At 69.4% G+C, this 21,323-nt stretch carries 19 protein-coding genes; 7 read left to right on the forward strand and 12 right to left on the reverse strand.

Annotated features, from left to right (window positions below):
- Window positions 1–4: 4 nt before the first annotated feature.
- On the forward strand, window positions 5–1,609 hold the full coding sequence (locus tag BLT59_RS16650; RefSeq protein WP_091782417.1) for an ABC transporter ATP-binding protein: 1,605 nt from the start codon (window positions 5–7) through the stop codon (window positions 1,607–1,609).
- A gap of 376 nt (window positions 1,610–1,985) precedes the next feature.
- Window positions 1,986–2,159, forward strand: a complete 174-nt coding sequence (locus tag BLT59_RS31865; protein WP_244514026.1) for a hypothetical protein — start codon at window positions 1,986–1,988, stop codon at window positions 2,157–2,159.
- Here the strand turns inward: BLT59_RS31865 and BLT59_RS16660 are convergent.
- The 11 genes from BLT59_RS16660 to phaZ all read right to left on the reverse strand — a co-directional run bounded on the left by BLT59_RS16660 (window position 2,132) and on the right by phaZ (window position 14,584).
- Window positions 2,132–2,596 carry a Ros/MucR family transcriptional regulator gene (locus tag BLT59_RS16660; protein ID WP_210185978.1) on the reverse strand — a complete coding sequence of 155 codons (465 nt, stop codon included), beginning with the start codon at window positions 2,594–2,596 and terminating at the stop codon, window positions 2,132–2,134. The two genes, BLT59_RS31865 and BLT59_RS16660, sit on opposite strands and share 28 nt — an antisense overlap.
- Before the next feature lie 210 nt (window positions 2,597–2,806).
- Entirely contained in the window at window positions 2,807–3,856 is a 1,050-nt protein-coding gene (locus BLT59_RS16665) for a YeiH family protein (protein WP_244514031.1), read from the reverse strand.
- 258 nt (window positions 3,857–4,114) lie between these two features.
- Complete coding sequence (locus BLT59_RS16670) at window positions 4,115–5,038, reverse strand: ABC transporter permease (protein ID WP_091782427.1); 924 nt, start codon at window positions 5,036–5,038, stop codon at window positions 4,115–4,117.
- Complete coding sequence (locus BLT59_RS16675) at window positions 5,031–5,801, reverse strand: ABC transporter ATP-binding protein (protein ID WP_091782430.1); 771 nt, start codon at window positions 5,799–5,801, stop codon at window positions 5,031–5,033. The genes BLT59_RS16670 and BLT59_RS16675 overlap by 8 nt, the downstream gene beginning before the upstream one ends.
- Window positions 5,802–5,958: 157 nt before the next feature.
- Window positions 5,959–7,098, reverse strand: coding sequence for an amidohydrolase/deacetylase family metallohydrolase (locus tag BLT59_RS16680; RefSeq protein ID WP_091782438.1), 1,140 nt, complete (start codon window positions 7,096–7,098; stop codon window positions 5,959–5,961).
- Between the two features lie 133 nt (window positions 7,099–7,231).
- A complete protein-coding gene (locus BLT59_RS16685; RefSeq protein ID WP_091782445.1) occupies window positions 7,232–8,242 on the reverse strand; it encodes an ABC transporter ATP-binding protein in 1,011 nt (336 codons plus the stop codon).
- Window positions 8,239–9,249: an ABC transporter ATP-binding protein gene (locus BLT59_RS16690; protein ID WP_091782450.1), complete on the reverse strand. Its 1,011-nt coding sequence runs from the start codon at window positions 9,247–9,249 to the stop codon at window positions 8,239–8,241. The genes BLT59_RS16685 and BLT59_RS16690 overlap by 4 nt, the downstream gene beginning before the upstream one ends.
- Window positions 9,249–10,112: an ABC transporter permease gene (locus BLT59_RS16695; RefSeq protein ID WP_173009395.1), complete on the reverse strand. Its 864-nt coding sequence runs from the start codon at window positions 10,110–10,112 to the stop codon at window positions 9,249–9,251. Before BLT59_RS16695 ends, BLT59_RS16690 begins: the two co-directional genes overlap by 1 nt.
- 107 nt (window positions 10,113–10,219) lie before the next feature.
- Entirely contained in the window at window positions 10,220–11,161 is a 942-nt protein-coding gene (locus BLT59_RS16700) for an ABC transporter permease (protein WP_091782462.1), read from the reverse strand.
- A gap of 74 nt (window positions 11,162–11,235) precedes the next feature.
- Entirely contained in the window at window positions 11,236–12,822 is a 1,587-nt protein-coding gene (locus BLT59_RS16705; RefSeq protein WP_091782467.1) for an ABC transporter substrate-binding protein, read from the reverse strand.
- A gap of 484 nt (window positions 12,823–13,306) precedes the next feature.
- Entirely contained in the window at window positions 13,307–14,584 is a 1,278-nt protein-coding gene (gene phaZ / locus BLT59_RS16710; protein ID WP_091782472.1) for a polyhydroxyalkanoate depolymerase, read from the reverse strand.
- A 259-nt stretch (window positions 14,585–14,843) separates the two neighbouring features.
- Here phaZ and BLT59_RS16715 point away from each other — a divergent pair, with 259 nt between their 5' ends.
- The 5 genes from BLT59_RS16715 (at window position 14,844) to purQ (ending at window position 18,314) form a co-directional block, all read left to right on the forward strand.
- Window positions 14,844–16,235: an ActS/PrrB/RegB family redox-sensitive histidine kinase gene (locus BLT59_RS16715; protein WP_091782477.1), complete on the forward strand. Its 1,392-nt coding sequence runs from the start codon at window positions 14,844–14,846 to the stop codon at window positions 16,233–16,235.
- A gap of 45 nt (window positions 16,236–16,280) precedes the next feature.
- The gene (locus BLT59_RS16720) at window positions 16,281–16,880 is read left to right on the forward strand and encodes an ActR/PrrA/RegA family redox response regulator transcription factor (RefSeq protein WP_091782791.1); all 600 of its coding nucleotides are present in this window, start codon (window positions 16,281–16,283) and stop codon (window positions 16,878–16,880) included.
- Between the two features lie 103 nt (window positions 16,881–16,983).
- A complete protein-coding gene (locus BLT59_RS16725) occupies window positions 16,984–17,217 on the forward strand; it encodes a hypothetical protein (RefSeq protein ID WP_091782482.1) in 234 nt (77 codons plus the stop codon).
- A 177-nt stretch (window positions 17,218–17,394) separates the two neighbouring features.
- The gene (gene purS / locus BLT59_RS16730; protein WP_091782486.1) at window positions 17,395–17,634 is read left to right on the forward strand and encodes a phosphoribosylformylglycinamidine synthase subunit PurS; all 240 of its coding nucleotides are present in this window, start codon (window positions 17,395–17,397) and stop codon (window positions 17,632–17,634) included.
- Window positions 17,634–18,314, forward strand: a complete 681-nt coding sequence (purQ, locus tag BLT59_RS16735) for a phosphoribosylformylglycinamidine synthase subunit PurQ (protein ID WP_091782490.1) — start codon at window positions 17,634–17,636, stop codon at window positions 18,312–18,314. Before purS ends, purQ begins: the two co-directional genes overlap by 1 nt.
- A 531-nt stretch (window positions 18,315–18,845) precedes the next feature.
- On the opposite strand, the gene BLT59_RS16740 is transcribed toward purQ, so the two are convergent.
- Window positions 18,846–21,278, reverse strand: coding sequence for a penicillin-binding protein 1A (locus BLT59_RS16740; RefSeq protein ID WP_091782493.1), 2,433 nt, complete (start codon window positions 21,276–21,278; stop codon window positions 18,846–18,848).
- Window positions 21,279–21,323: the final 45 nt, after the last annotated feature.

Below are 21,323 nucleotides of genomic sequence, written 5' to 3' on the forward strand. Positions count from 1 at the left end.
CACCATGAGCGAGCCGGTCGTCCGCATCCGCGATCTGACGATCGCGCTCCCCAAGGGCGCCGACCGCCCGCACGCGGTCGAGGGCCTGAACCTCGACCTCGAGGCCGGGAAGATCCTGTGCGTGGTCGGGGAGTCGGGCTCGGGCAAGTCGATGAGCGCCTACGCGCTGACCGGCCTCCTGCCCCGGGCCCTGAAACCGACGGCCGGCACGATCCTGTTCGAAGGGCGCGACCTCCTGACCCTCGACGAGCCCGCGTGGCGGTCGCTGCGGGGCCGGCGCATCGCCATGGTGTTCCAGGAGCCGATGACGGCGCTGAACCCGGTGATGCGGATCGGCGACCAGATCGCCGAGATGTTCGAGGCGCACAACCTGCTCACCCGCAGCGAGCGCTGGGCCCGGGCGGTCGCGCTCGCTACCGAGGTCGGCCTGCCGAACCCCGATGAGGCGGTGCGGGCCTACCCGCACCAGCTCTCCGGTGGCCAGCGGCAGCGGGCGATGATCGCCATGGCGCTGGCGCTGGAGCCCTCGGTGCTGGTCGCCGACGAGCCGACCACGGCGCTCGACGTCACCACCCAGGCCCAGATCCTCCGGCTGATCCGCGACCTGCAGCAGAAGCGCGGGATGAGCGTCCTGTTCATCACCCACGATTTCGGCGTGGTGGCGGAGATCGCCGACCACGTGGCGGTGCTCCAGCGCGGGCGGCTGGTGGAATCCGGCACGGCCGAAGCGGTGCTGCGGAACCCGCAGGCGCCCTACACGAAGGCGCTGCTCGCCGCCGTCCCGAGTCTCACGCCGCCGCCGCGTCCGCCCGTGGAGACGGCCCCGGTCGCCCTCTCGGTGACCGGGCTGTCCAAGACCTATTCCGGACGCTCAGGCCTGTTCGGCAAGCCGCGGGTCGTGGCGGCGGTCAAGGAGGTCTCGTTCGACGTCCGCCGCGGCGAGACCCTGGGGATCGTGGGCGAATCCGGCTCGGGCAAGTCGACCACGGCCCGGCTCGCGATCCGCCTGATCGAGCCCGACGGCGGCACGGTCCGGCTGGGCGACCTCGACTACACGGCCCTCGGGAAGGCCGAGCTGCGCGACAAGCGCAGCCGCATCCAGATGATCTTCCAGGACCCGTTCGCGTCGCTGAACCCGCGGCGCACCGTGGAGCAGATCATCACGGCGGGCCCGATCGCCCACGGGGTTCCGGCCGCCGAGGCGCGGGAACGGGCCCGGAGCCTTCTCGACCTCGTCGGCCTCGATCCCAAGGCCGCCGCCCGCTACCCGAACGCCTTCTCAGGCGGCCAGCGCCAGCGCATCGGCATCGCCCGGGCGCTCGCCATGGAGCCGGACGTATTGGTCGCCGACGAGGCGGTCTCGGCGCTCGACGTCTCGGTCCAGCGGCAGGTGCTCGACCTTCTGGAGGATCTGAAGCAGCGCCTGTCGCTGGCCATGCTGTTCATCACCCACGACCTGCGGGTGGCCGCCACGATCTGCGACCGGATCGCCGTGATGCACCGTGGCGCCATCGTGGAGATGCGGGGCACCGCGGACCTGTTCGCCGCGCCGCAGCACGCCTACACCCGCAGCCTGCTGGCAGCCGTGCCGGGTGCTCGCGCATCCTGAGCCGCACCGGCCCTGAACGGGCCAATCTGGGACGCAGAGACAAGTTTTTTGGACGGGACCGCCCTGTCGGGATCCTGCAAGTTCAGTAGGATAGCGCCGTTGTCGAGGGTGGAGCACCCCGGCGGATCCACGGCTGCACCCGCTATCCGTCCCTGCTCGCGCCTCGAACGGGACAGGGTTATCGAGCGTGTCGATCTCAGACAAGACCGACGACATCCGGCCGAACCGCAAGCGCAGCGAGACAGACTTGCCGCCGGCGCTCCGCCGCGGGCGCGAACACCGGATCGTGCGCTGGATCGGTGCCGCCAACCACAAAGCACCGAAACATGCAGGAGAGCCCGCGGAGGAACCTGCATCCGCGTCTCCGGAGACCCGTGTGATCAAGCTGAGCTGGGCCGACACGTTCGGCCGTCCGGGCCGCACTGAACGCGGCCGGTCGGCACCGGGCTCCGCGCAGGTGTTGCCGTTCCAGTCTCGCAAGGGCGAGACCGTGCCGCGATCGGCCCTGCGCCGCGCGGCCGATCAGCCGCCGGTGCCCGTCCTGCGCTGATCGACGCGTCCTCCGGGCACGCCGAGGCCGATCGCCTTCGCGAGGGCGGAGCGCTGCGCGGCGTAGCCCGGCGCGGTCATCGGGTAATCGTCTGGCAGGCCGTAGCGCTCGCGGTACCGATCCGGCGTGAGCCCGTGGGCGGTGAGGTGGCGCTTCAGGGTCTTGTAGGTTCGGCCGTCGATGAAGCTGACGATCCCGTCCTCCTGGACCGATTTGCGGATCTGGGCCGGTGTCGGCCGCTCCACGGCCGGCTCGGCGGCAGCCACCGGCTGCCCATCGAGGGTGGCCAGGGCTCCGTGCACGCTCGCCATCAGCTCGGGCAGCGCTGTCGGCGGAACGGAATTGTTCGAGACATAGGCGGCGACGATCTCGCCAACCAGCGTGACCAACCTGAGGCCGTTCTCGGGATTCTTTTCGGGCACAGCGTGAGTCCACATAAAGCTTTCGACAACGATGCCTGCGGTTCCAAAGCAAAAACCGCGTATGTGTCAAGACGGTCTTGACAGCTGGTCGATCATCCAAAGCGCTTTTCGGTGCGGAAGGGCCCGATCGCCGTCGCGAAAGGCTCCGGTCACCTGCACAAAGGTGCCAATTCGATGTCGGTTACAGGGCTCGAAAGAAAGCGCGGCGGGAAATACCGCGCGGCGTCACCCGATCCCGAGGGCGCGGATCAGCGTGAGGCTGAGGGCGATCAGGACCGCGAGGGAGGCGGTGACCGCCAGGGTGACCCGGCCGCCGACCCGGGCGAGAACCCGGACATCGACCCCGAGGCCGAGGGCGGCCATGGATAGGACCGTGAGCACGCCGGCGAGCTGGGTCAGCGGCTTCACCGCCTGATCCGGGACGAGGCCCAGGGAGCGCAGGGTGGCCAGCGCCAGGAAGCCGAGAATGAACCAGGGCACGAGCTTGGTGAGCCCCGGACGGGCGGGGGCCGTCGGCGCTCCCGCCGCCTGCGGAAGCCGCGGGGCGATCAGCGAGAACACCACCACGACGGGGCCGAGCATCAGCACGCGCACCAGCTTGACCAGGGTGCCGACCTGGGTCGACAGCAGGCTCACCGGCACGGTCGCGGCCAGCACCTGCGGCACCGCGTAGACGGTGAGCCCCGCCAGAACCCCGTACTGGTTGTCGCTCAACCCGGCGAAGGGCACGAACAGCGGCAGCCCGAGCACCATCAGCACGCCGAGGACGGCGGTGAACGCGATGGCGGCGGCAATGTCCTTCGCCTCCGCGCCGATCACCGGCGCCACCGCCGCGATCGCCGAGTTGCCGCAGATCGCGTTGCCGCAGGCCACCAGAATCGCCATCCGGGCCGGAAGCCCGAGCGCCCGGCAGATCGCCACGCTGGCGGCGATGCCGAGCACCACAGTCCCGACGATGCCGGCCAGCAGCGCCGGGCCGGAGGCGAGGATCGCCCCGAGGCTGAGGGAGGCGCCGAGCAGCACGACGGCGACTTCGAGGAGCTGCTTGGCCGAGAAGGCGACGCCGGTGCGGAACCGCGCCGGGGGTGTCCAGGCGGTCCGCACCGCGATGCCGATCAGGATCGCCAGGACCAGGGCCTCGATATAGGGGTGGCCGGCGACCCGCTCCTCCAACGCCTGCGCGGCCATCGCGACGGCGGTGATCACCGCGCACAGGCCGATTCCGGGCAGGACCGAGGCGGCCGTATCCGATCGGCCGCCCCGCTCGCGGCGCAGCGGCGTCGGGGCCGTCTTGGAAGAGGCTTCAAGGCTCACAGGATTGGGCTCCGAAGGTCGGCGACGGAGCCTATAGGAAGAAAACGGTTGCCGCATCCGAACGAAAGAGAAATTGATTCTCTATTCGAGCGATAGATGAGAAGAAACGTCTTCACTCGCGTCGGGTTGCGGCGGTCCGGCCCGCGCACCAAGGGCCGGCGGATTGCGCCGCTCCGGCGTGGACGAGGGCTGGTGGGTGCGCAGCCCGCCTACCGACCCTCAGGCCTGCATGCCCCAGCGCTGGACGGTGCGCCGCTCGACCGTCTGGAAGATCACGTTCTCGACCACGAGACCGATCAGGATGACGGTGAGCAGCCCGGCGAACACGTTCGGGATGTCGAGCATGTTCTTGTTCTCGAAGATGAACCAGCCGAGTCCTCCCGCCCCGGACGACACGCCGAAGACCAGCTCGGCGGCGATCAGGGTGCGCCACGCGAACGCCCAGCCGACCTTCAGGCCGGTGAGGATCGCGGGAAAGGCCGCCGGGATCAGGATCTTGCCGATCAGCCGCGGTCCCGACAGCCCATAATTGCGCCCGACCATCTTCAGCGTCCGGCTCACCGACAGGAAGCCCGAATGGGTGTTCAGCGCGATCGCCCAGGTCACCGAGTGGACGAGGACGAAGATCAGGCTGCCGTTCCCCAGGCCGAACCAGATCAGCGCCAGGGGCAGCAGCGCGATCGCCGGCAGCGGGTTGAACATCGACGTCAGCGTCTCGAGCAGGTCGGTCCCGATCCGCGACGCGATGGCGACGCCGGTGAGCACGGTCGCCAGGGCGACGCCGGCGGCGTAGCCCATGAGCAGCACCTTCAGCGAACTCCAGGCCCGGGCCGGCAGCGTGCCGTCGGCGATGCCCCGGAAGAAGGCCTCCACCGTCGCCGAGAAAGTCGGGAACAGGAGGTCGTTGTCGAGGTAGCGCCCGTAAGCCTCCCAGATTCCGGCCAGGAGGACGAGGATCACGATCTTGCGCAGCCAAGCCTGGTTGTAGAGCCGCTCAGGGATCGACAGCGGCTTCTCCACCACGGCGGCGCCGTGGGCATGGCCGGTCTCGCGCACGATCTCGGGGCGGCTGACCTGCCCATGCGACAGGCGCAGCGCGGTGCCGGACAGCGGGGTGTCAGTCAGGGCTTGCGCGCTAGACATTCTCCGCCTCCTGGATCTCTTCCGAGAACAGCATGTGCTGGATCCGGCCCTCGAGTTGCAGCGCGGCCTCCGGCGATGCAGCACTGTTGAGTTCTGCCTTGACCTCGCCCGGATGGGGCGAGAGCAGGAGGATGCGCGAGCCGACCTTGATCGCCTCGGGGATCGAGTGGGTGACGAACAGCACGGTGAAGCGCGTGCCCTCCCACAGCATCAACAACTCGTCCTGCATGCGCCGCCGGGTGAGCGCGTCCAGCGCCGCGAAGGGCTCGTCCATCAGCAGGATGTCGGGCTCCATCGCCATGCCGCGGGCGATGGCGACGCGCTGCTTCATGCCGCCCGACAGGGTGTGGGGATAGCTGTCGGCGAATTTCGTCAGGTTGACCTTGTCGATGTAGAGGTTCGCCCGCTCCAGGGCCTCGCGGCCCTTGAGCCGGCCCGAGGCCTCGAGGGCGAAGACCACGTTCTGCCGGACGGTCTTCCACGGCAGGAGCTGGTCGAATTCCTGGAACACCATCATCCGGTCGGGGCCGGGTTCGGTGACCGGGCGCCCCTTCAGGCGGATCTCGCCCTCGGTCGGCGCCATGTAGCCGCCCACCGCCTTGAGCAGGGTCGACTTCCCGCAGCCGGACGGCCCGAGCAGGACGAAGCGGTCCCCGGGCCAGACTCGGAAGCTCACCCGATAGGTGGCCGTGACGAGGTGCTCGGGCGTCTTGTAGCGGAGCGTGACGCCGTCGACCTCCAGCAGAGGCTGACCCGTGTCCATCCATCCTCCCTGGCGCCGCGGCTTGGGCCGCGTTTCGCTGAGCGCCGGAGATGGTCCAGCCCTCACGGGAAAGTGTATCGGTCAGTCGAAGAGGCTGTAAAGCTCGATATTTTGTATGCGATAGGACCGGAGTCCTGGTGAACCGGTCCCGGCGGGTTCAGGCCGGGTACCACCACGCCCCGCGCAGCACCACGCCTTCGGCGGTGATCCGCTGGGCGCCCGTCATGTGCTCGCCGCGCGTGTCGACGTAGTCGAAGGCGCCGTCCCGGACCGCCAGCACGGTGGCGTCGCCGAGCGCCCCGACCTTCAGGGTCCCATACTCCATCCGCTTCAGCGCCACGGCGGCGTTCACCGTTGAGGCGGCGATCACGTCGGTGAGGCTCATGCCGAGGCAGAGCATCTTCGACATGGTGGTGACCTGGTCGAAGGCCGGCCCCTCGATGCAGAGCTGGTGCACGTCCGACGAGATCGTGTCGGGCAGGAAGCCCCCCGCCAGCATGGCCCGCGCGGTTCTGAAGGCGAACGAGCCCTTGCCGTGGCCGATGTCGAAGATCACGCCCCGCGCCCGCGCCTCGCGGAGCGCCGGCTTGACGGCGCCCTGCGCGGTCACTGGGGAATTGGGGAACGGCCGGAACGCGTGGGTCAGCACGTCGCCGGGCCGCAGCATGGCCAGCACCTGCTCGTAGCTCGGCGGCGGCTCGTCGATATGGGCCATCAGCGGCAGGCCGGTCTCCTCGGCGACCTGCAGGGCGATGTCCAGCGGCGCGGTGCCCTGGTCGCCCGAGGCGTGGCGCCCGACCCGGACCTTGATGCCGACGATCACGTCCCGGTTGGCGTCGGCGACCTCGACCGCTTCACGCGGTGCCATGAGCCGCGGGTCCTCGCTCTCGCCGACCATGATTGTCTTCGAGAAGCCGAAGATGCCCGCAAAGGACACGTGCAGGTAGGCGAGGATCCGCGCCTGGGACCGCTCGATCACGTGACTGCGGAAGCCCGCGAAATTGCCGGGGCCGGCGCTGCCGGTATCGACCGAGGTGGTCACCCCCGAGGTCCGGCAGAATTCGTCGGCGTCGATGCCCAGCGAGGTGCCGCCCCAGTAGACGTGGGTGTGCAGGTCGATCAGGCCGGGGGTCACGATGGCGCCGGCCATGTCCCGAACCTGCGTGCCCGGGCCGGCCGGCAGGTCGCGGCCGAAGCCCGAGACGCGGCCATCCGCGAAGGCGACGTCACAGATCCCGTCATGGTTCTGCGATGGGTCGATGACCCGCGCGCCCTTCAGGATGAGGTCGTGCTGCACGAGAGGCTCCGGATGTTGGTCGCGGGAATCCGACCCGTCATCGCGAGCGCAGCGAAGCGACCCAGGGATCCGCCACGCTCGGGGATCGCGCGCTGCACTGGGTTGCTTCGCTGCGCTCGCAAAGACGGCGCCGTCATGCCGCCTGAGCGGCCACGTCGTTGAGATGGCACGCGGCGAAGTGGCCGGCGCCTACGGGATCGAGCCCCGGCACCTCGGTCCGGCAGCGGTCGAAGGCGTGCGGGCAGCGGGTGTGGAAGCGGCAGCCGGAGGGCGGGTTGATCGGGCTCGGCACGTCGCCCTTGAGCACGATCCGGGTGCGCCCGGCTCCGGGCTCGGGAATCGGCACCGCCGAGAGCAGGGCCTGGGTGTAGGGGTGCTTGGGCGCCAGGAACAGGTCGCGGCGCGGCCCGATCTCGACGATCTTGCCGAGATACATCACCGCCACCCGGTGGGTCATGTGCTCGACGATGGCGAGGTCGTGCGAGATGAACAGCATCGCGAGGTCGAGCTCGCGCTGCAGGTCGCGCAGCAAGTTGACGATCTGCGCCTTCACCGAGACGTCCAGCGCCGAGACCGCCTCGTCGCAGATGATCAGGTCCGGCTCGGCGGCGAGCGCCCGGGCGATGCCGATGCGCTGGCGCTGCCCGCCCGAGAACTCGTGCGGGAAGCGCCCGAGCGCCTCGCGGGGCAGGCCGACCCGCTCCATCAGGCTGGCCAGCCGGCTCTCCAGATCGGCGGCGTTGCGGGCGAGGCCGAAATTGCGGATCGGCTCGGCCAGGATCGCCCGCACCCGCATCCGCGGGTTGAGCGACGAGAATGGGTCCTGGAACACCATCTGGATGTGGCGCCGCAGGGGCCGGAGCGCCCCGGCCGAGAGATCGTCGATGCGTTTCCCGTCGAGCACCACCTGGCCCGCGGTGGGCGCGTAGAGGCGCATCAGCGCCTTGGCGACGGTGGACTTGCCGCAGCCGGACTCGCCGACGAGCGAGAGGGTCTCGCCCCGGGCCACCGTGAAGGACAGGCCGTCCACCGCCTTGAGTACGCGCTTGGACTGGCCGAACAGGCCGCCGCCGAGGGCGAAGTGCTTCTTGAGGTCGTTGACCTCCAGCAGGATGCGGGCGGCGGGTGCGGGCGTGGCGCTCATGCCGCGAGGGCGTCCTTCGGCGCGTAGTGGCAGGCGGCGAGGTGGCCCGGCGCCTTCGGCTCCAGGGCCGGCGCGTAGGCGCGGCACAGGTCGGTCACGTCCGGGCAGCGCCCGGCGAAGACGCAGCCCTCGATCCGACCTTTGAGGCTCGGCACCATGCCGGGGATCTCGGCGAGCCGCGCGTCGGCGCCGTGCTCGACGGCGCCGAGCTTCGGCACCGCCCCCATCAGGCCGCGGGTGTAGGGGTGGCGCGGCGACCGGAACAGGTCGCGGACCGGCGCCTCCTCGACCTTGCGGCCGGCATACATCACCACCACCCGGTCGGCGACCTCGGCGACCACGCCGAGGTCGTGGGTGATCAGCATGATCGCGGCCCCGACCCGGGCCTTCAGGTCGCGCATCAGGTCGAGGATCTGGGCCTGGATGGTCACGTCCAGCGCCGTGGTCGGCTCGTCGGCGATCAGGAGTTTCGGCGAGCAGGCGAGCGCGATGGCGATCATCACCCGCTGGCGCATGCCGCCGGAGAGCTGGTGCGGGTATTCCCGCACCCGGCGCCGGGGCTCGGGGATGCCGACCAGCGTCAGCATCTCCACGGCCCGCTCCTCGGCCTCGCGCCGGCCGAGCCCCTGGTGCAGCCGCAGGGTCTCGCCGATCTGGCGGCCGACCGTCAGCACCGGGTTCAGGCTGGTCATCGGCTCCTGGAAGATCACGCTGATGTCGTTGCCGCGGATCCTGCGCATGGCGCTGTTCGGCAGGTCGAGGAGGTTCCTGCCCTCGAACTTGATCGCGCCGGCGATGCGCGCCGGCGGCTCGGGCAGGAGCCGCAGGATCGACATCGAGGTCACCGACTTGCCGCAGCCGGATTCGCCCACGATCGCCAGGGTCTCGCCCGACTGGATCGCGAAGGAGACCCCGTCCACCGCCCGGTTCACCCCGTCGGGGGTGCGGAAATGGACCTGCAGGTTCTCGATCGACAGGAGGGGAGTGCCGCTCACGCCTGTGCTCATCACACGTCTTTCGCCATGCGGGGGTCGAGGGCGTCGCGCAGGCCGTCGCCGACGAGGTTCACGGCGAGCACCGTCATCGAGAGGAAGATGGCCGGGAACAGGATGATGTAGAACTTCACCTGCCAGAGCGCCCGGCCCTCGGCCATGATGTTGCCCCAGGACGGCGTCGACGGCGGCACGCCCGCGCCGATGAACGACAGGATCGCCTCGGTGATCATCGCGGAGGCGCAGATGTAGGTCGCCTGCACGGTCATGGGCGCCAGCGTGTTGGGCAGGATGTGGCGCCAGATGATCGCCGGCATCCGCGTGCCCGTGGTCACCGCCGCCTCGACGTAGGGCTGCTCGCGCAGCGACAGCACCACGCCGCGCACGAGGCGGGCGACGCGCGGGATCTCCGCGATGGTGATCGCCACGATGACGTTCTGGACCGAGCCGCGGGTGAGCGCCATGAGCGCGACCGCGAGCAGGATCGGCGGGATCGACATCATGCCGTCGACGACCCGCATGACGATCCCGTCGAGCCAGCGCACCATGCCGGAGACGAGACCGACCGCGAGCCCCGCGATCGAGGCGAGGAACGCCACCGAGAAGCCGACCAGCAGCGAGACCCGGGCGCCGTAGACCACCCGCGAGTACACGTCGCGGCCGAGCATGTCGGTACCGAACCAGTACTGCGCGGACGGCACCCGGGTGCGCTTGGCCGGCGCCAGGGCGGTCGGGTCGACGGTGCCGAGCCACGGGGCCAGCACCGCCATCAGGAACACGATGAGGAGCAGCAGCCCGCCGACCACGATGGTCGGGTTGCGGCGCATGTAGGTCCAGACCCGGCCCCGGCGCTTGCGCACCGGGATGACGTCCGGCAGCGGCGCCGCGACGGCGAGACCCGGGGGCGGGGGCGCCTTCGGGGACGCCTCTGCGGACGGGAGGCCCGTGGGCCGGGCGCTGTCGGGGTAGGGCGCGGCGGTCGCGGTCAATAGCGGATCCTCGGGTCGAGCAAGGTGTAGGACAAGTCGATGGCGAGGTTCACGAGCACGTAGACGAAGCTGAACAGCAGCACGACGCCCTGGATGACGGGGTAATCGCGCCGGAGGATCGCATCGACCGTGAGACGGCCGAGACCGGGGATCGCGAAGACCGTTTCGGTCACGACGGCGCCGCCGATCAGCAGGGCGATGCCGATGCCGATGACGGTGACGATCGGCACCGCGGCGTTCTTCAGTGCGTGGATGAACAGGACCGGCCCCTGCGACAGCCCCTTGGCCCGGGCGGTGCGGACGTAATCCTGCTGCAGCACGTCGAGCATGGTCGCCCGGGTGACCCGGGCGATCAGCGCGATGTAGACGAGGCCGAGCGTCACGGCCGGCAGGATCAGGTTCGACAGCCAGGGCCAGAACCCCTGCTCGATCGGCGTGTAGCCCTGCACGGGCAGCCAGCCGAGTTCGAGGGCGAACACGTAGGCCAGCACGTAGCCGACCACGAAGACCGGCACCGAGAAGCCCATCACGGCAAGCCCCATCACGAGGCGGTCGATCAGGCTGCCGGCCTTCCAGGCGGCGACGACGCCGAGCGGCACCGCCACCACGATGGCGAAGACCAGGGTGACGAGCATCAGCGAGACGGTGGGCTGCACCCGCTGGCCGATCATGGTGGTGACCGGCAGGTTGGTGAAGATCGAGGTGCCGAGATCCCCGTGCAGGATCTGCCACGACCATTCCCAGAACCGCACCAGGAACGGCCGGTCGAGGCCCAGCGTGGCGCGGATGCGGGCAACGTCGTCGGGCGTCGCCTGGTCACCCGCGATGATCGCCGCCGGGTCGCCGGGGGCGAAGTAGAGGAGGCTGAAGACGAACAGCCCGACCACCGCCATGACCGGGATGGTGGCGAGGATGCGCCTGCCGATATAGCCGAGCATGGGTCCTCGCTATCGTGCCGGCTTACAAGGCGCCGAACCGTCTCCGGCCGAGGCGCGGGTCAGAGCGTAATCCATCACGCCTTCGACACGCCCCAGGTGAACGGGATCGGCCCCTTCACGATGCCCGAGACGTTCTTGCGCCACGCCTGGTAGCCGAGGAAGAACCCGGTCGGGACGTAGACCACGCCCTCGCAGGCGGCGGCGTTGACCTTGTCGATGGCGGCCTTCTCGGCGGCCGGGTCGGCGGCGTCAAACCACTCGGCGATGGCGGTCTCCACCGGCGGGATGTTGGGCCAGCCGAACCACGCCTTGTCGCCACTCGCCCGCACCGCCGGATAGCCCGCCGGGTTGATGCAGTCGGCGCCCGCGTGCCAGGTGTGGAACATGTTCCAGCCCCCCTGGCTCGGTGGCGCCTTGGAAGCCCGGCGGGTGCCGGTGGTGCCCCAGTCGGTGGCGACGAAGTCGACGTTGAAGCCCATCTGCTTCAGCAGGTCGGCGGTGATGTCGCCCTGCGCCTTGGTGATCCCCTGGTCCTGCGCCACGATGCAGACCACCGGCTCGCCCTTGTAGCCGGCTTCCTTGAGCAGCTTCTGGCCGAGCTTGATGTCGCCCTTGCCGACATTGTCGCCGCCCGCCTCGCTGTAGAGGGGCGTTCCCGGCGTGAAGAAGCCTGGCAGCTTCTTCCACAGGCTGTCGTCGTCGCCGACGATCGCCCGCATGTAATCCTCCTGGCTCATCGCGGTCATGACCGCCTGGCGGATCTTCGGATTGTCGAAGGGCGGATGCAGGTGGTTCATCCGGAACGACCCGACATTGCCCAGCGGGTCGGCGATATCGACGTTGAGATTGCTGTTCTTGCGGAGCAGCGGGACGAGGTCGGAGATCGGGTTCTCCCACCAGTCGACCTCGCCGTTCTGCAAGGCCGCCGAGGCGGTGGCCGGGTCCGGCATGATGACCCACTCGACTCGGTCGACCAGCATGCGCTTGCCGCCGGCGAGCCAGGAATTCGGCTCGTCGCGGGGCTTGTAGTCGGTGAAGGTCTCGAACACCGCCCGGGCGCCCGGCACCCACTCGTTGCGGACGAACTTCATCGGGCCCGAGCCGACATACTCCGTGATCTGCGTGAACGGGTCGGTCTTGGCGATCCGCTCCGGCATCATCAGGGCCATCGGGGCATTGGTCTTGCCGAGCGCGTAGAGGAGCTTCGGGAACGGCTTCTTCAGGCGCCACTGAACAGTCTTGTCGTCGGTCGCCGTGAGGTCGTCCTGGATGCCTCGGATCATCAGGCCGATCGGGTCCCGAGCCATCCAGCGGGTGAGGCTCGCAACCACGTCCTTGGCGAGAACCGGCTCGCCGTCGTGCCACTTGAGGCCGGGCCGCAGCCGGAAGGTCCAGGTCAGCTTGTCGCCCGAGACCTCCTCGGACTCGACCATCTGGCGCTGCGGCTTCAGCTGCGCGTCGACGCCGTAGAGCATGTCCCAGACGAGGGTGCCGGCATTGCGGACCACGTATTGGGTCCCCCAGATCGGATCGAAATTGGCGAGGTTCGCCTGCGGCACGAAGCGCAGCACCTTGGCGCCCTGCGCCAAGGCTGGGCGCGCGATCTGCGATGCGGCCAGCCCGAGCGCAGCCGAGCCCTTGAGGAAGGTCCTGCGGTCCATCGTCTTCTCCCTGGCGGTGCGGGTCTCAGCCCCGAAGCGCCGGCCCACACCTTGCGGGCGAGTTTGAACGGTTCTGATGCAGGGGCGCAATGCCCCGACGTGACAATGGGGCCCGGGCAAGCGGCCGCACGGCCGCCGGTATCGGGGCGGCGTCAGCTTGGATGAGGGCGGTATTTGCGCGGATCGAACTCACGGGGCGCGCCTCGCAAACCCCGCGCCAGCTCGGCCGTCACTGCGTTATGTATTCAGGATCGCCGAGGGATTTTTCCTGTGCGCCGCCACGGGGCCCGGCGGGTGCGCGCTCGGTGTCGCGAACCCGCGTCATCCCGACACCGCGTCGCCGGGCCCGCGATCCGAACGCGCTGAGGCCCGAAGATCCTGCTCCGACGGCCGCTCTGGTTTCCCGGCTCGCCTGCGACGCTCCCCGGAATGACGGCGCGGAGCGAGATCTCGCCTGACCGAACGTCTCAGCCCACCTGGCGCCTCAGCCCACCTGCCGCAGGTGGCCGCCCCGCGCGCCCGGCACCGCCTGCATGGCGCGGATGAAGGCCGCAATGCGGGGCGCGATCACCGCCCGGTAGCGCGAGCCGTTGAACACGCCGTAATGGCCGACGCCGGCCTGGAGGTGGTAGGCCTTGCGCGCCTCGGGCAGGTTCGGCGTCAGGTCGAGGGCCGCCTTGGTCTGGCCGACGCCGGAGATGTCGTCGTTCTCGCCCTCGACCGCGAGGATCGCGCAGCGGCGGATGGCACCGAGATCGACCGGCGTGCCGCGGTGCTTCATCTGTCCCGTCGGCAGGGCGTGGTCGACGAACACGGTCTGCACGGTCTGGAGGTAGTACTCGGCCGTCAGGTCCATCACGGCGAGGTACTCGTCGTAGAACTCGCGGTGCTTCTCGGCCGAGTCGCCGTCGCCCGTCACCAGATGGTCGAACATGTCCGAATGGGCGGTGACGTGCCGGTCGAGATTCATCGCCATGAAGCCCGACAGCTGCAGGAAGCCCGGATAGACCCGGCGCCACGCGCCCGGGTAAATCGGCGGCACGAGGCTGATCGTGTTGCGCTCGAACCAGGCTTGGCCGCGCTCCTGCGCGAGGCAGTTCACCGCGGTTGGCGAGCACCGGGTGTCGATCGGGCCGCCCATCAGGGTCATGGAGGTCGGCACAGCCGGCTCGTCGGCCGCCTCCATCAGCGCCACCGCGGCCAGGACCGGAACCGCCGGCTGGCACACCGCCATGACGTGCAGATCCGGCCCGAGCACGGCGAAGATCTCCTGCAGGTAGTCGATGTAGTCGTCGAGATCGAACTGGCCCGCGAAGAGCGGCACCATCCGGGCATCGGTCCAGTCGGTGATGAACACCCGGTGGTTCGGCAGCATCGCCTCCACGGTGCCGCGCAGCAGCGTGGCGTAGTGCCCCGACATCGGCGCGACGATCAGCAGCTTGGGCTGCGGCTCCGCGGGCGGCGTCGGAAAGGCGCGGTCGAAGGCGATCAGGCGGCAGAACGGCCGCTCCCAGACCACCCGTTCGGTGACCGGAACCGGATTGCCGTCCACGACCGTCTCGCTGAAGCCGAAGGCGGGCTTGCCGTATTGACGGGTGACGCGCTCGAACATCTCGCAGCCGGCGCTGACGGCGCGGGCATAGGGACCGTAGGCCAGGGGATTGCCCGGCATCTGCAGCCCGTAGCGGGTGAGGTCGGCGGCAACGCGGGCGGGCGCCATCAGGGCGCGGGCGCCCTCGTACATCGAATAGGCCAGCAGCATCGTCACCTCGCGGTCTCGGTCAGGCCACGGGCATCGAACCGCGCGGCTCCTACCTCCTGCAACCCGAATCGGTAGGATAATGCTCCACCCTGAACGCGGGCGGAACATCCCCGAGCCGCGGCGACTTGCCTGTGACCACGTTCGCCTGCGACGCCTCGTCCCGATCGGCTTGCCGGAATCCCCGCCTCCGCGTCATGCGGTGGGGACCCGAAAGAAGCCGGGTCGGCCGGACCCGTCCGACGACGCACCGAAACAGCTGATGCCCGACACCGATCTCAGCGGCCTCGGTCGCGACGCCCGACACCTGCGGCTCGACACCTTCGTGCGCCTGCGCTGGCTCGCCATCACCGGCCAGAGCGCCGCCGTGGTCGGCGCGCAGTTCGGCCTCGGCCTGCCCCTGCCCTTCGGCTGGTGCTTCCTGGTCATCGCCACCTCGTCCTGGCTGAACCTGGCCCTGCGGATCCGCTTCCCGGCGAGCTACCGGCTCAGCGACGATTCCGCCGCCCTGCTGCTCGCCTTCGACATCGTCCAGCTCGCGGCCCTCCTGTTCCTCACGGGCGGGCTGCAGAACCCGTTCTCGCTGCTGTTCCTCGCCCCCGTGTTGATCTCCGCCACCGCCCTGCCGCCCGAGCGGACACTGGCGCTGGGCCTCCTGGCGGTGGGACTCGCGACCCTGCTCGCCCTGGTGCACCGGCCCCTGCCCTGGTTCGCCGACGGGCGAATCGAGCTGCCGTTCCTGTACGTCTCCGGCGTCTGGACTGCGATTCTGCTCGGGACCGCCTTCACGGGCGTCTACGCGTGGCGGGTGGCGGAGGAGACCCGGCTCCTCGCCCAGGCGCTCGCCGCCACCGAGCTGGTCCTCGCCCGTGAGCAGCACCTGTCGCAGCTCGACGGGCTCGCGGCCGCGGCTGCCCACGAATTGGGCACACCGCTGGGCACGATCATGGTGGTGACCAAGGAGCTGATCCGCCAGCTTGGTCCCACAGCCTCCCCGGCGGTGGCGGAGGATCTGAATCTCCTGCGCGAGCAGGTCGACCGCTGCCGCGGCATCCTCGGCAAATTGACCTCCCTCGACGGGGACGGCGCCGGGGCCGGCTTCCTGGAGACGGTGACGTTCAGCCACCTCGTCGAGGAGCTGGTGGCGCCCCAGCGGGCCCTGGGTGCAGCCCTCGACGTGACCAGCAGGGGCGACGGGCCGGAGCCGGCCTGCCGCCGGAATCCCGGCGTGATGTTCGGGCTCGCCAACATCCTCGACAACGCCGTGGATTTCGCCGAGGCCCGCGTCTCCGTGGAGGGGCGCTGGACCCCGGACCGGGTCTGGATCGAGATCCGCGACGACGGGCCGGGCTTCTCCAGCGAGGTGCTGCTGCGGGCGGGCGAGCCCTATGTCACGACGCGCAGCCATGACCGGCCGCAATCCGGCGAGACCGTGGGAGCCGGGCTCGGCCTCGGTCTGTTCATCGCCAAGACCCTGATCGAGCGCTCGGGCGCACAGCTCGCCCTGATGAACGTTGCGGCGCCGGACGCCCACGGGGCGATCGTGCGCGTCTCCTGGGCCCGCCACATCTTCGAACGGGGCGCGGCGCCGCGACATTCTCCGGAACTCAGTATCCGCGCACCCCTGCCACCGCGCGATGCCGTACCTATATAAGGCACAGACCAAGAACCCGACGACAAAATTGGAATGGAGTGCTGGATGCTCACGCAGCCCGGGACCTCGGCGGCGACCGACGCTGCCGTGATCAACGATGCCGATCCGCTGGCCGCCTTCTCCGACCGCAGCCTGCTGATCGTCGATGACGACAAGCCCTTCTCGACACGTCTCGCCCGCGCCATGGAAAGCCGCGGCTACCACGTGCAGGTGGCCGACAGCGTCGCGGACGGCGTCTCGGCTGTCGAGGCACGCGCGCCCGCCTTCGCGGTCATCGATATGCGCCTCGGGGACGGCAACGGCCTCGACGTGATCGCCCGCCTCAAGGAGCGCCGCCCCGAGGCCCGCGGGGTGATCCTCACCGGCTACGGCAACATCGCCACCGCGGTTACGGCAGTGAAGCTCGGCGCCTTCGACTACCTCGCCAAGCCGGCCGATGCGGACGAGATCCACGGCACGCTGATGGCGCAGCCGGGTGAGCGGGCGGATCCGCCGGAGAACCCGATGTCGGCCGACCGGGTCCGCTGGGAGCACATCCAGCGCGTCTACGAGCTGTGCAGCCGCAACGTCAGTGAAACCGCCCGGCGCCTCAACATGCACCGACGGACTCTGCAGCGGATCCTCGCCAAGCGCGCGCCGCGCTGAGGCTGGCCGACCCGGTCGGTTGCATCGCCCCGTCTCTGTGGGCTAGCTGCGCGGGTCTCGGATGGTTCGTCCGGGGCCCGAAATCTTTTCGAGGGCGGATCTCGTGAACGGGCGCAACGCCATCACCATCATCAGCATGATGGTTCTCGTCGGCACCGAAGTGTTCGCCGTGGCCATCGCAGCGGGCTGGGCTCTCGCGGGCATCTTCGATCTCGGCGAGCGGGTCGGGCATGTGCTGATGGGTGTGTTCAGCCTGTTCGCGGCCTGGATCATGCTCCAGCTCTGGCGCCGGGCGACCAGTATCGAGCCTCTGCGCGCTCCGGCTGCGCATCGCTGAACGAGCGCCCCAGGACAAGAGCTTCATTCACGTTGTATCGAACAGCGGAATGATCCCTATGCGTGCGGCGTGTTCGACAGCGCGGCGGCCTTCCTGCTAGAAGCGACCGGCGACGGTCTGTGTGATGTTGTCGCAGGTCACACTCCCGTCCCGGACACGCGTGAGACCCGAAGATCCATGAAAGCCCGTATTATCGTCACCCTGAAGACCGGTGTGCTGGACCCGCAGGGCAAGGCGATCGAGGCCGCCCTCAGGTCCCTCAGCATCGAGGGCGTCGACGGCGTCCGGCAGGGCAAGGTCTTCGATATCGAGGTGTCGGCGGTCGACAGCACTGCCGCGGAGGCGACCTTGCGTGCGGCCTGCGAGAAGCTCCTGGCCAACACCGTCGTCGAAAATTACGCGATCGAGATCCTCTGATGCACGCCGCGGTCGTCGTCTTCCCGGGTTCCAACCGTGAGTCGGACGTCGTCCGGGCCCTGCGGCGCTCCGGCGCCCAGGTGAGCCTCGTCTGGCACGCAGACCACGAGCTGCCCGCCGGCACCGACCTCGCCGTTCTGCCCGGGGGCTTCTCGTACGGCGACTACCTGCGCTGCGGCGCCATCGCCGGCCGGGCCGCCGCCATGGACGCGGTCCGAGCCCACGCGGCCCGCGGCGGGCTCGTGCTCGGCATCTGCAACGGCTTCCAGATCCTGTGCGAATCGGGCCTGCTGCCCGGCGTGCTGATGCGCAACATCGACCGGCGCTTCATCTGCCACCGGCAGACGCTCCGGGTCGAGCGCACCGACACGCGCTTCACCAGCGCCTACACCCAAGGCCAGGTGATCGACGTCTGCGTCGCCCACGGGGAAGGCAATTACTTCGCCGATCCCGAGACCCTGGCGCGGATCGAGGGCGAGGGCCGGGTCGCCTTCCGCTACTGCGATGCGCAGGGCGCCATCACCGTGGAGGCCAACCGCAACGGCTCCCTTAACGCCATCGCGGGCGTTCTGTCGGAGACCGGGACCGTGCTCGGCATGATGCCGCATCCGGAAAATTTCGTCGAAGACTTGGTCGGCGGGACCGACGGGCGTGGCCTGTTCGACAGTCTGGCGGCCTGAGATTTCTGTGCGAAGATTTGTATTAACCGCGCATTAAGGTTTTCGAGGCATGAAGAGGCATCCAGTGATCTGGATGTCGAGTTGGACATATTCGTCCGCTCTGTTTTGATGCCTCCCTGATGACTCTTCGAGCCGCTCCTTCCGGGGCGGCTTTTTTCTGTACGCATGCCGAGGCGGAGCACGACGCGCGTCCAAGCCGACGAGCAGGGTCACGCGTTGCAGCGGGCCACACGGATTCGGAACGCGGCGTGGAGACCGCGCCGGTTTCACCTCCCGCTGGAGCAGATGGCTCGATCCGACCCCCGTCCGGGGCGCGGTAGGCGGGCCCGGATCCGGGAGGACGGCGCGGATCACCGATCACGGGGCCTCGACACGGAGATGAATCGTCCGTCGCGCCGCCGCCGCGGATTCGGAACGCCGTCCTCGCATGAGACTCGCGCCCGCTCGGGATCCGCAACGCGAAAGCCCAGGCCGGGCGGACCCGACCTGGGCTGAGAGCGATCTCGGCTGAGAGCGATCTGGCGGAGCGTCTCAGTACAAGCCGCCGGCCTGCGCGGCCCGGTCGGGATCGGGCGCGACCGCCGCGGGGGCGGCCGCCTGGCCGCCGCCGGAGGAGGACGGGGCCGAGTAGGAATCCGGCGGCGCCGTTCCGGGCTTGAATGCCTCCAGGATCGTGCCGGCGCCCTCGCCCGAGCCGGCGCGGGTGCCGCTGGCGAGGTTGACGCGGATCAGCTTGATCCCCGGGGGCACGCGGAACGGCGTCGGCGGCTTGTCCTTCAGGGCCGTCTTCAGGAACTCGAGGGCGATCGGCGCTGCCAGCCCGCCGCCGGTGGCGCGGTCGCCGAGCGACCGGGGCTTGTCGAAGCCGATATAGATGCCGACCGCGAGGTCCGGCGAGAAGCCCACGAACCACGCGTCCTTGGCGTCGTTCGTTGTGCCGGTCTTACCGGCGAGCGGCTTGCCGATCTGCTTCAGGATCGTGGCGGTGCCGCGCTGGACCACGCCCTCCATGATCGAGACCATCTGGTAGGCGGTCAGCGGGTCGAGCACCTGTTCCGAATCGTCCACCAGCTTCGGCTCGTCCTGGCCGGACCACTTCTCGGCGTCGCAGCCGATGCATTTGCGGTTGTCGTGCCGGTAGATCGTCTCGCCGATGCGGTCCTGGATCCGGTCGATCAGGGTCGGCCGGATGCGCCGGCCGCCATTGGCCAGCATCGAGTAGGCGGTGACCATGCGCATCACCGTGGTCTCGCCCGCGCCGAGCGACATGGGCAGCACCGGCAGCATGTCGTCGTAGACGCCGAAGCGGCGGGCGTACTCGGCGATGAGCGGCATGCCGACATCCTTGGCGAGGCGCACCGTCATCAGGTTCTTCGAGTGCTCGATGCCGTAGCGCAGGGTATGCGGGCCGCCGGACTTGCCGTCGTAGTTCGATGGCGTCCAGGCCTCCTGGCCGGGACCGGCCTCGATGGTGATGGGCGAGTCCTGCACGATCGAGGCGGGCGTGTAGCCGTTGTCCAGTGCCGCCGAGTAGACGATCGGCTTGAACGAGGAGCCGGGCTGGCGCATCGCCTGCGTGGCGCGGTTGAATTCGGATTCGTCGTACGAGAAGCCGCCGACCATCGCGTGCACGCGACCCGTATTCGGGTCCATGGCCACGATGGCGCCGGAGACCTCGGGCTTCTGGCGCAGGCGGAACTGACCGCGCCCGCCATCCATCGCCTCGACATAGACCATGTCGCCGGCCTGGAGGTTGGCGCGGCCGGCCCAGCGCATGCCCTCGGGGGTGATCACGCCGGTCTCGCGGTCCTTGACCACCTGGCCGGAAGCCTCGCGTTTGGGCTGCAGGCCGATCTGCACGCCGCCGCCGCCATTGCCCAGCACCACGGCGAGACGCCAGGGCGCCACGTCGCCGAGGGCCGGAACCTCGGCCGCCGCCATGCCCCAGTCGCGGCCGGTCAGGTCGACCTTGGTGACCGGACCGCGCCAGCCATGAGCCTGATCGTAGCGCACGAGGCCGTCGACCAGAGCCTTGCGGGCCCAAGCCTGCATCTTCGGATCCAGGGTCGTGCGCACCGAGAGGCCGCCCTCGTAAAGCTTCTTCTCGCCGTAGCGCTCGGAGATCTCGCGGCGGACCTCCTCGGTGAAGTAGTTGGCGTTGGCGGCGTTCGGAAAGGCGACGCGCGGGTTGACGCCGAGCGGCATCTTCTTGGCGGAATCCGCCTCTTCCTTCGTGATGTAGTTGTTCTCCGCCATCAGGCGGATGATCTCGTTGCGGCGGTCCAGCGCCGCCTGGGTCTTGCGGTAGGGGTGGTAGTTGTTGGGCCCCTTCGGCAGGGCGGCGAGGTAGGCCGCCTCGTTGATGGTCAGTTCGTGGACCGACTTGCCGAAGTAGTCCAGCGCGGCGGCCGCCACGCCGTGCAGGTTGCGGCCCGGAACGATCGTCCCCAAAAAGATCTCGTTGAGGTAGAGTTCGAGGATCTTGTCCTTCGAGTAGGCCGCCTCGATCCGGAGCGCCAGCAGCGCCTCCTTGATCTTGCGGTCGTAGGTCTGCTCGGAGGAGAGCAGGAAGTTCTTGGCGACCTGCTGGGTGATGGTCGAGGCGCCCTGGCGCTTGCCCGATTTGGCGTTCGTCAGGAAGGCGCGCACGATCCCCTCGGGGTCGATGCCGCCGTGCTTGTAGAAGTTCTTGTCCTCGGCCGACAGGAACGCCGCCACGACGATCTTCGGCATCGCCTGGATCGGCAGGTACAGCCGGCGCTCGCGGGCGTACTCGGCGAGCAGCGAACCGTCCGCCGCGTGGACGCGGGTCATCACCGGCGGCTCGTAATTGGAGAGCGCGGCGTGGTCGGGCAGGTCCTGGCTGTACTTCCAGTAGAAGTAACCGCCCGCCGCCGCGCCGATCACGAACAGCACCGCGGCGGCGCTGAACAGGATCCCGAAGAAACGAAGGATCAGACGCATCCGGTGTTCCGCTCGTCGCTGGCCCGGCCGAATGCCGGAATCGGC

Origin of the sequence: Methylobacterium sp. UNC378MF, assembly GCF_900103195.1 — a bacterium.
GTDB lineage: Bacteria > Pseudomonadota > Alphaproteobacteria > Rhizobiales > Beijerinckiaceae > Methylobacterium.

Excerpts from the sequence above, each read along its gene's own strand:
- BLT59_RS16715 (WP_091782477.1), top strand. The coding sequence starts at position 14,844 with ATGCCCGACACCGATCTCAGCGGCCTCGGTCGCGACGCCCGACACCTG.
- BLT59_RS16670 (WP_091782427.1), bottom strand. The coding sequence starts at position 5,038 with ATGTCTAGCGCGCAAGCCCTGACTGACACCCCGCTGTCCGGCACCGCG.
- purS (WP_091782486.1), top strand. The coding sequence starts at position 17,395 with ATGAAAGCCCGTATTATCGTCACCCTGAAGACCGGTGTGCTGGACCCG.
- BLT59_RS16720 (WP_091782791.1), top strand. The coding sequence starts at position 16,281 with ATGCTCACGCAGCCCGGGACCTCGGCGGCGACCGACGCTGCCGTGATC.
- BLT59_RS16690 (WP_091782450.1), bottom strand. The coding sequence starts at position 9,249 with ATGAGCACAGGCGTGAGCGGCACTCCCCTCCTGTCGATCGAGAACCTG.
- BLT59_RS16685 (WP_091782445.1), bottom strand. The coding sequence starts at position 8,242 with ATGAGCGCCACGCCCGCACCCGCCGCCCGCATCCTGCTGGAGGTCAAC.
- BLT59_RS16675 (WP_091782430.1), bottom strand. The coding sequence starts at position 5,801 with ATGGACACGGGTCAGCCTCTGCTGGAGGTCGACGGCGTCACGCTCCGC.
- BLT59_RS16700 (WP_091782462.1), bottom strand. The coding sequence starts at position 11,161 with ATGCTCGGCTATATCGGCAGGCGCATCCTCGCCACCATCCCGGTCATG.
- BLT59_RS16650 (WP_091782417.1), top strand. The coding sequence starts at position 5 with ATGAGCGAGCCGGTCGTCCGCATCCGCGATCTGACGATCGCGCTCCCC.
- phaZ (WP_091782472.1), bottom strand. The coding sequence starts at position 14,584 with ATGCTGCTGGCCTATTCGATGTACGAGGGCGCCCGCGCCCTGATGGCG.
- BLT59_RS16705 (WP_091782467.1), bottom strand. The coding sequence starts at position 12,822 with ATGGACCGCAGGACCTTCCTCAAGGGCTCGGCTGCGCTCGGGCTGGCC.
- BLT59_RS16660 (WP_210185978.1), bottom strand. The coding sequence starts at position 2,596 with ATGTGGACTCACGCTGTGCCCGAAAAGAATCCCGAGAACGGCCTCAGG.
- BLT59_RS16740 (WP_091782493.1), bottom strand. The coding sequence starts at position 21,278 with ATGCGTCTGATCCTTCGTTTCTTCGGGATCCTGTTCAGCGCCGCCGCG.
- purQ (WP_091782490.1), top strand. The coding sequence starts at position 17,634 with ATGCACGCCGCGGTCGTCGTCTTCCCGGGTTCCAACCGTGAGTCGGAC.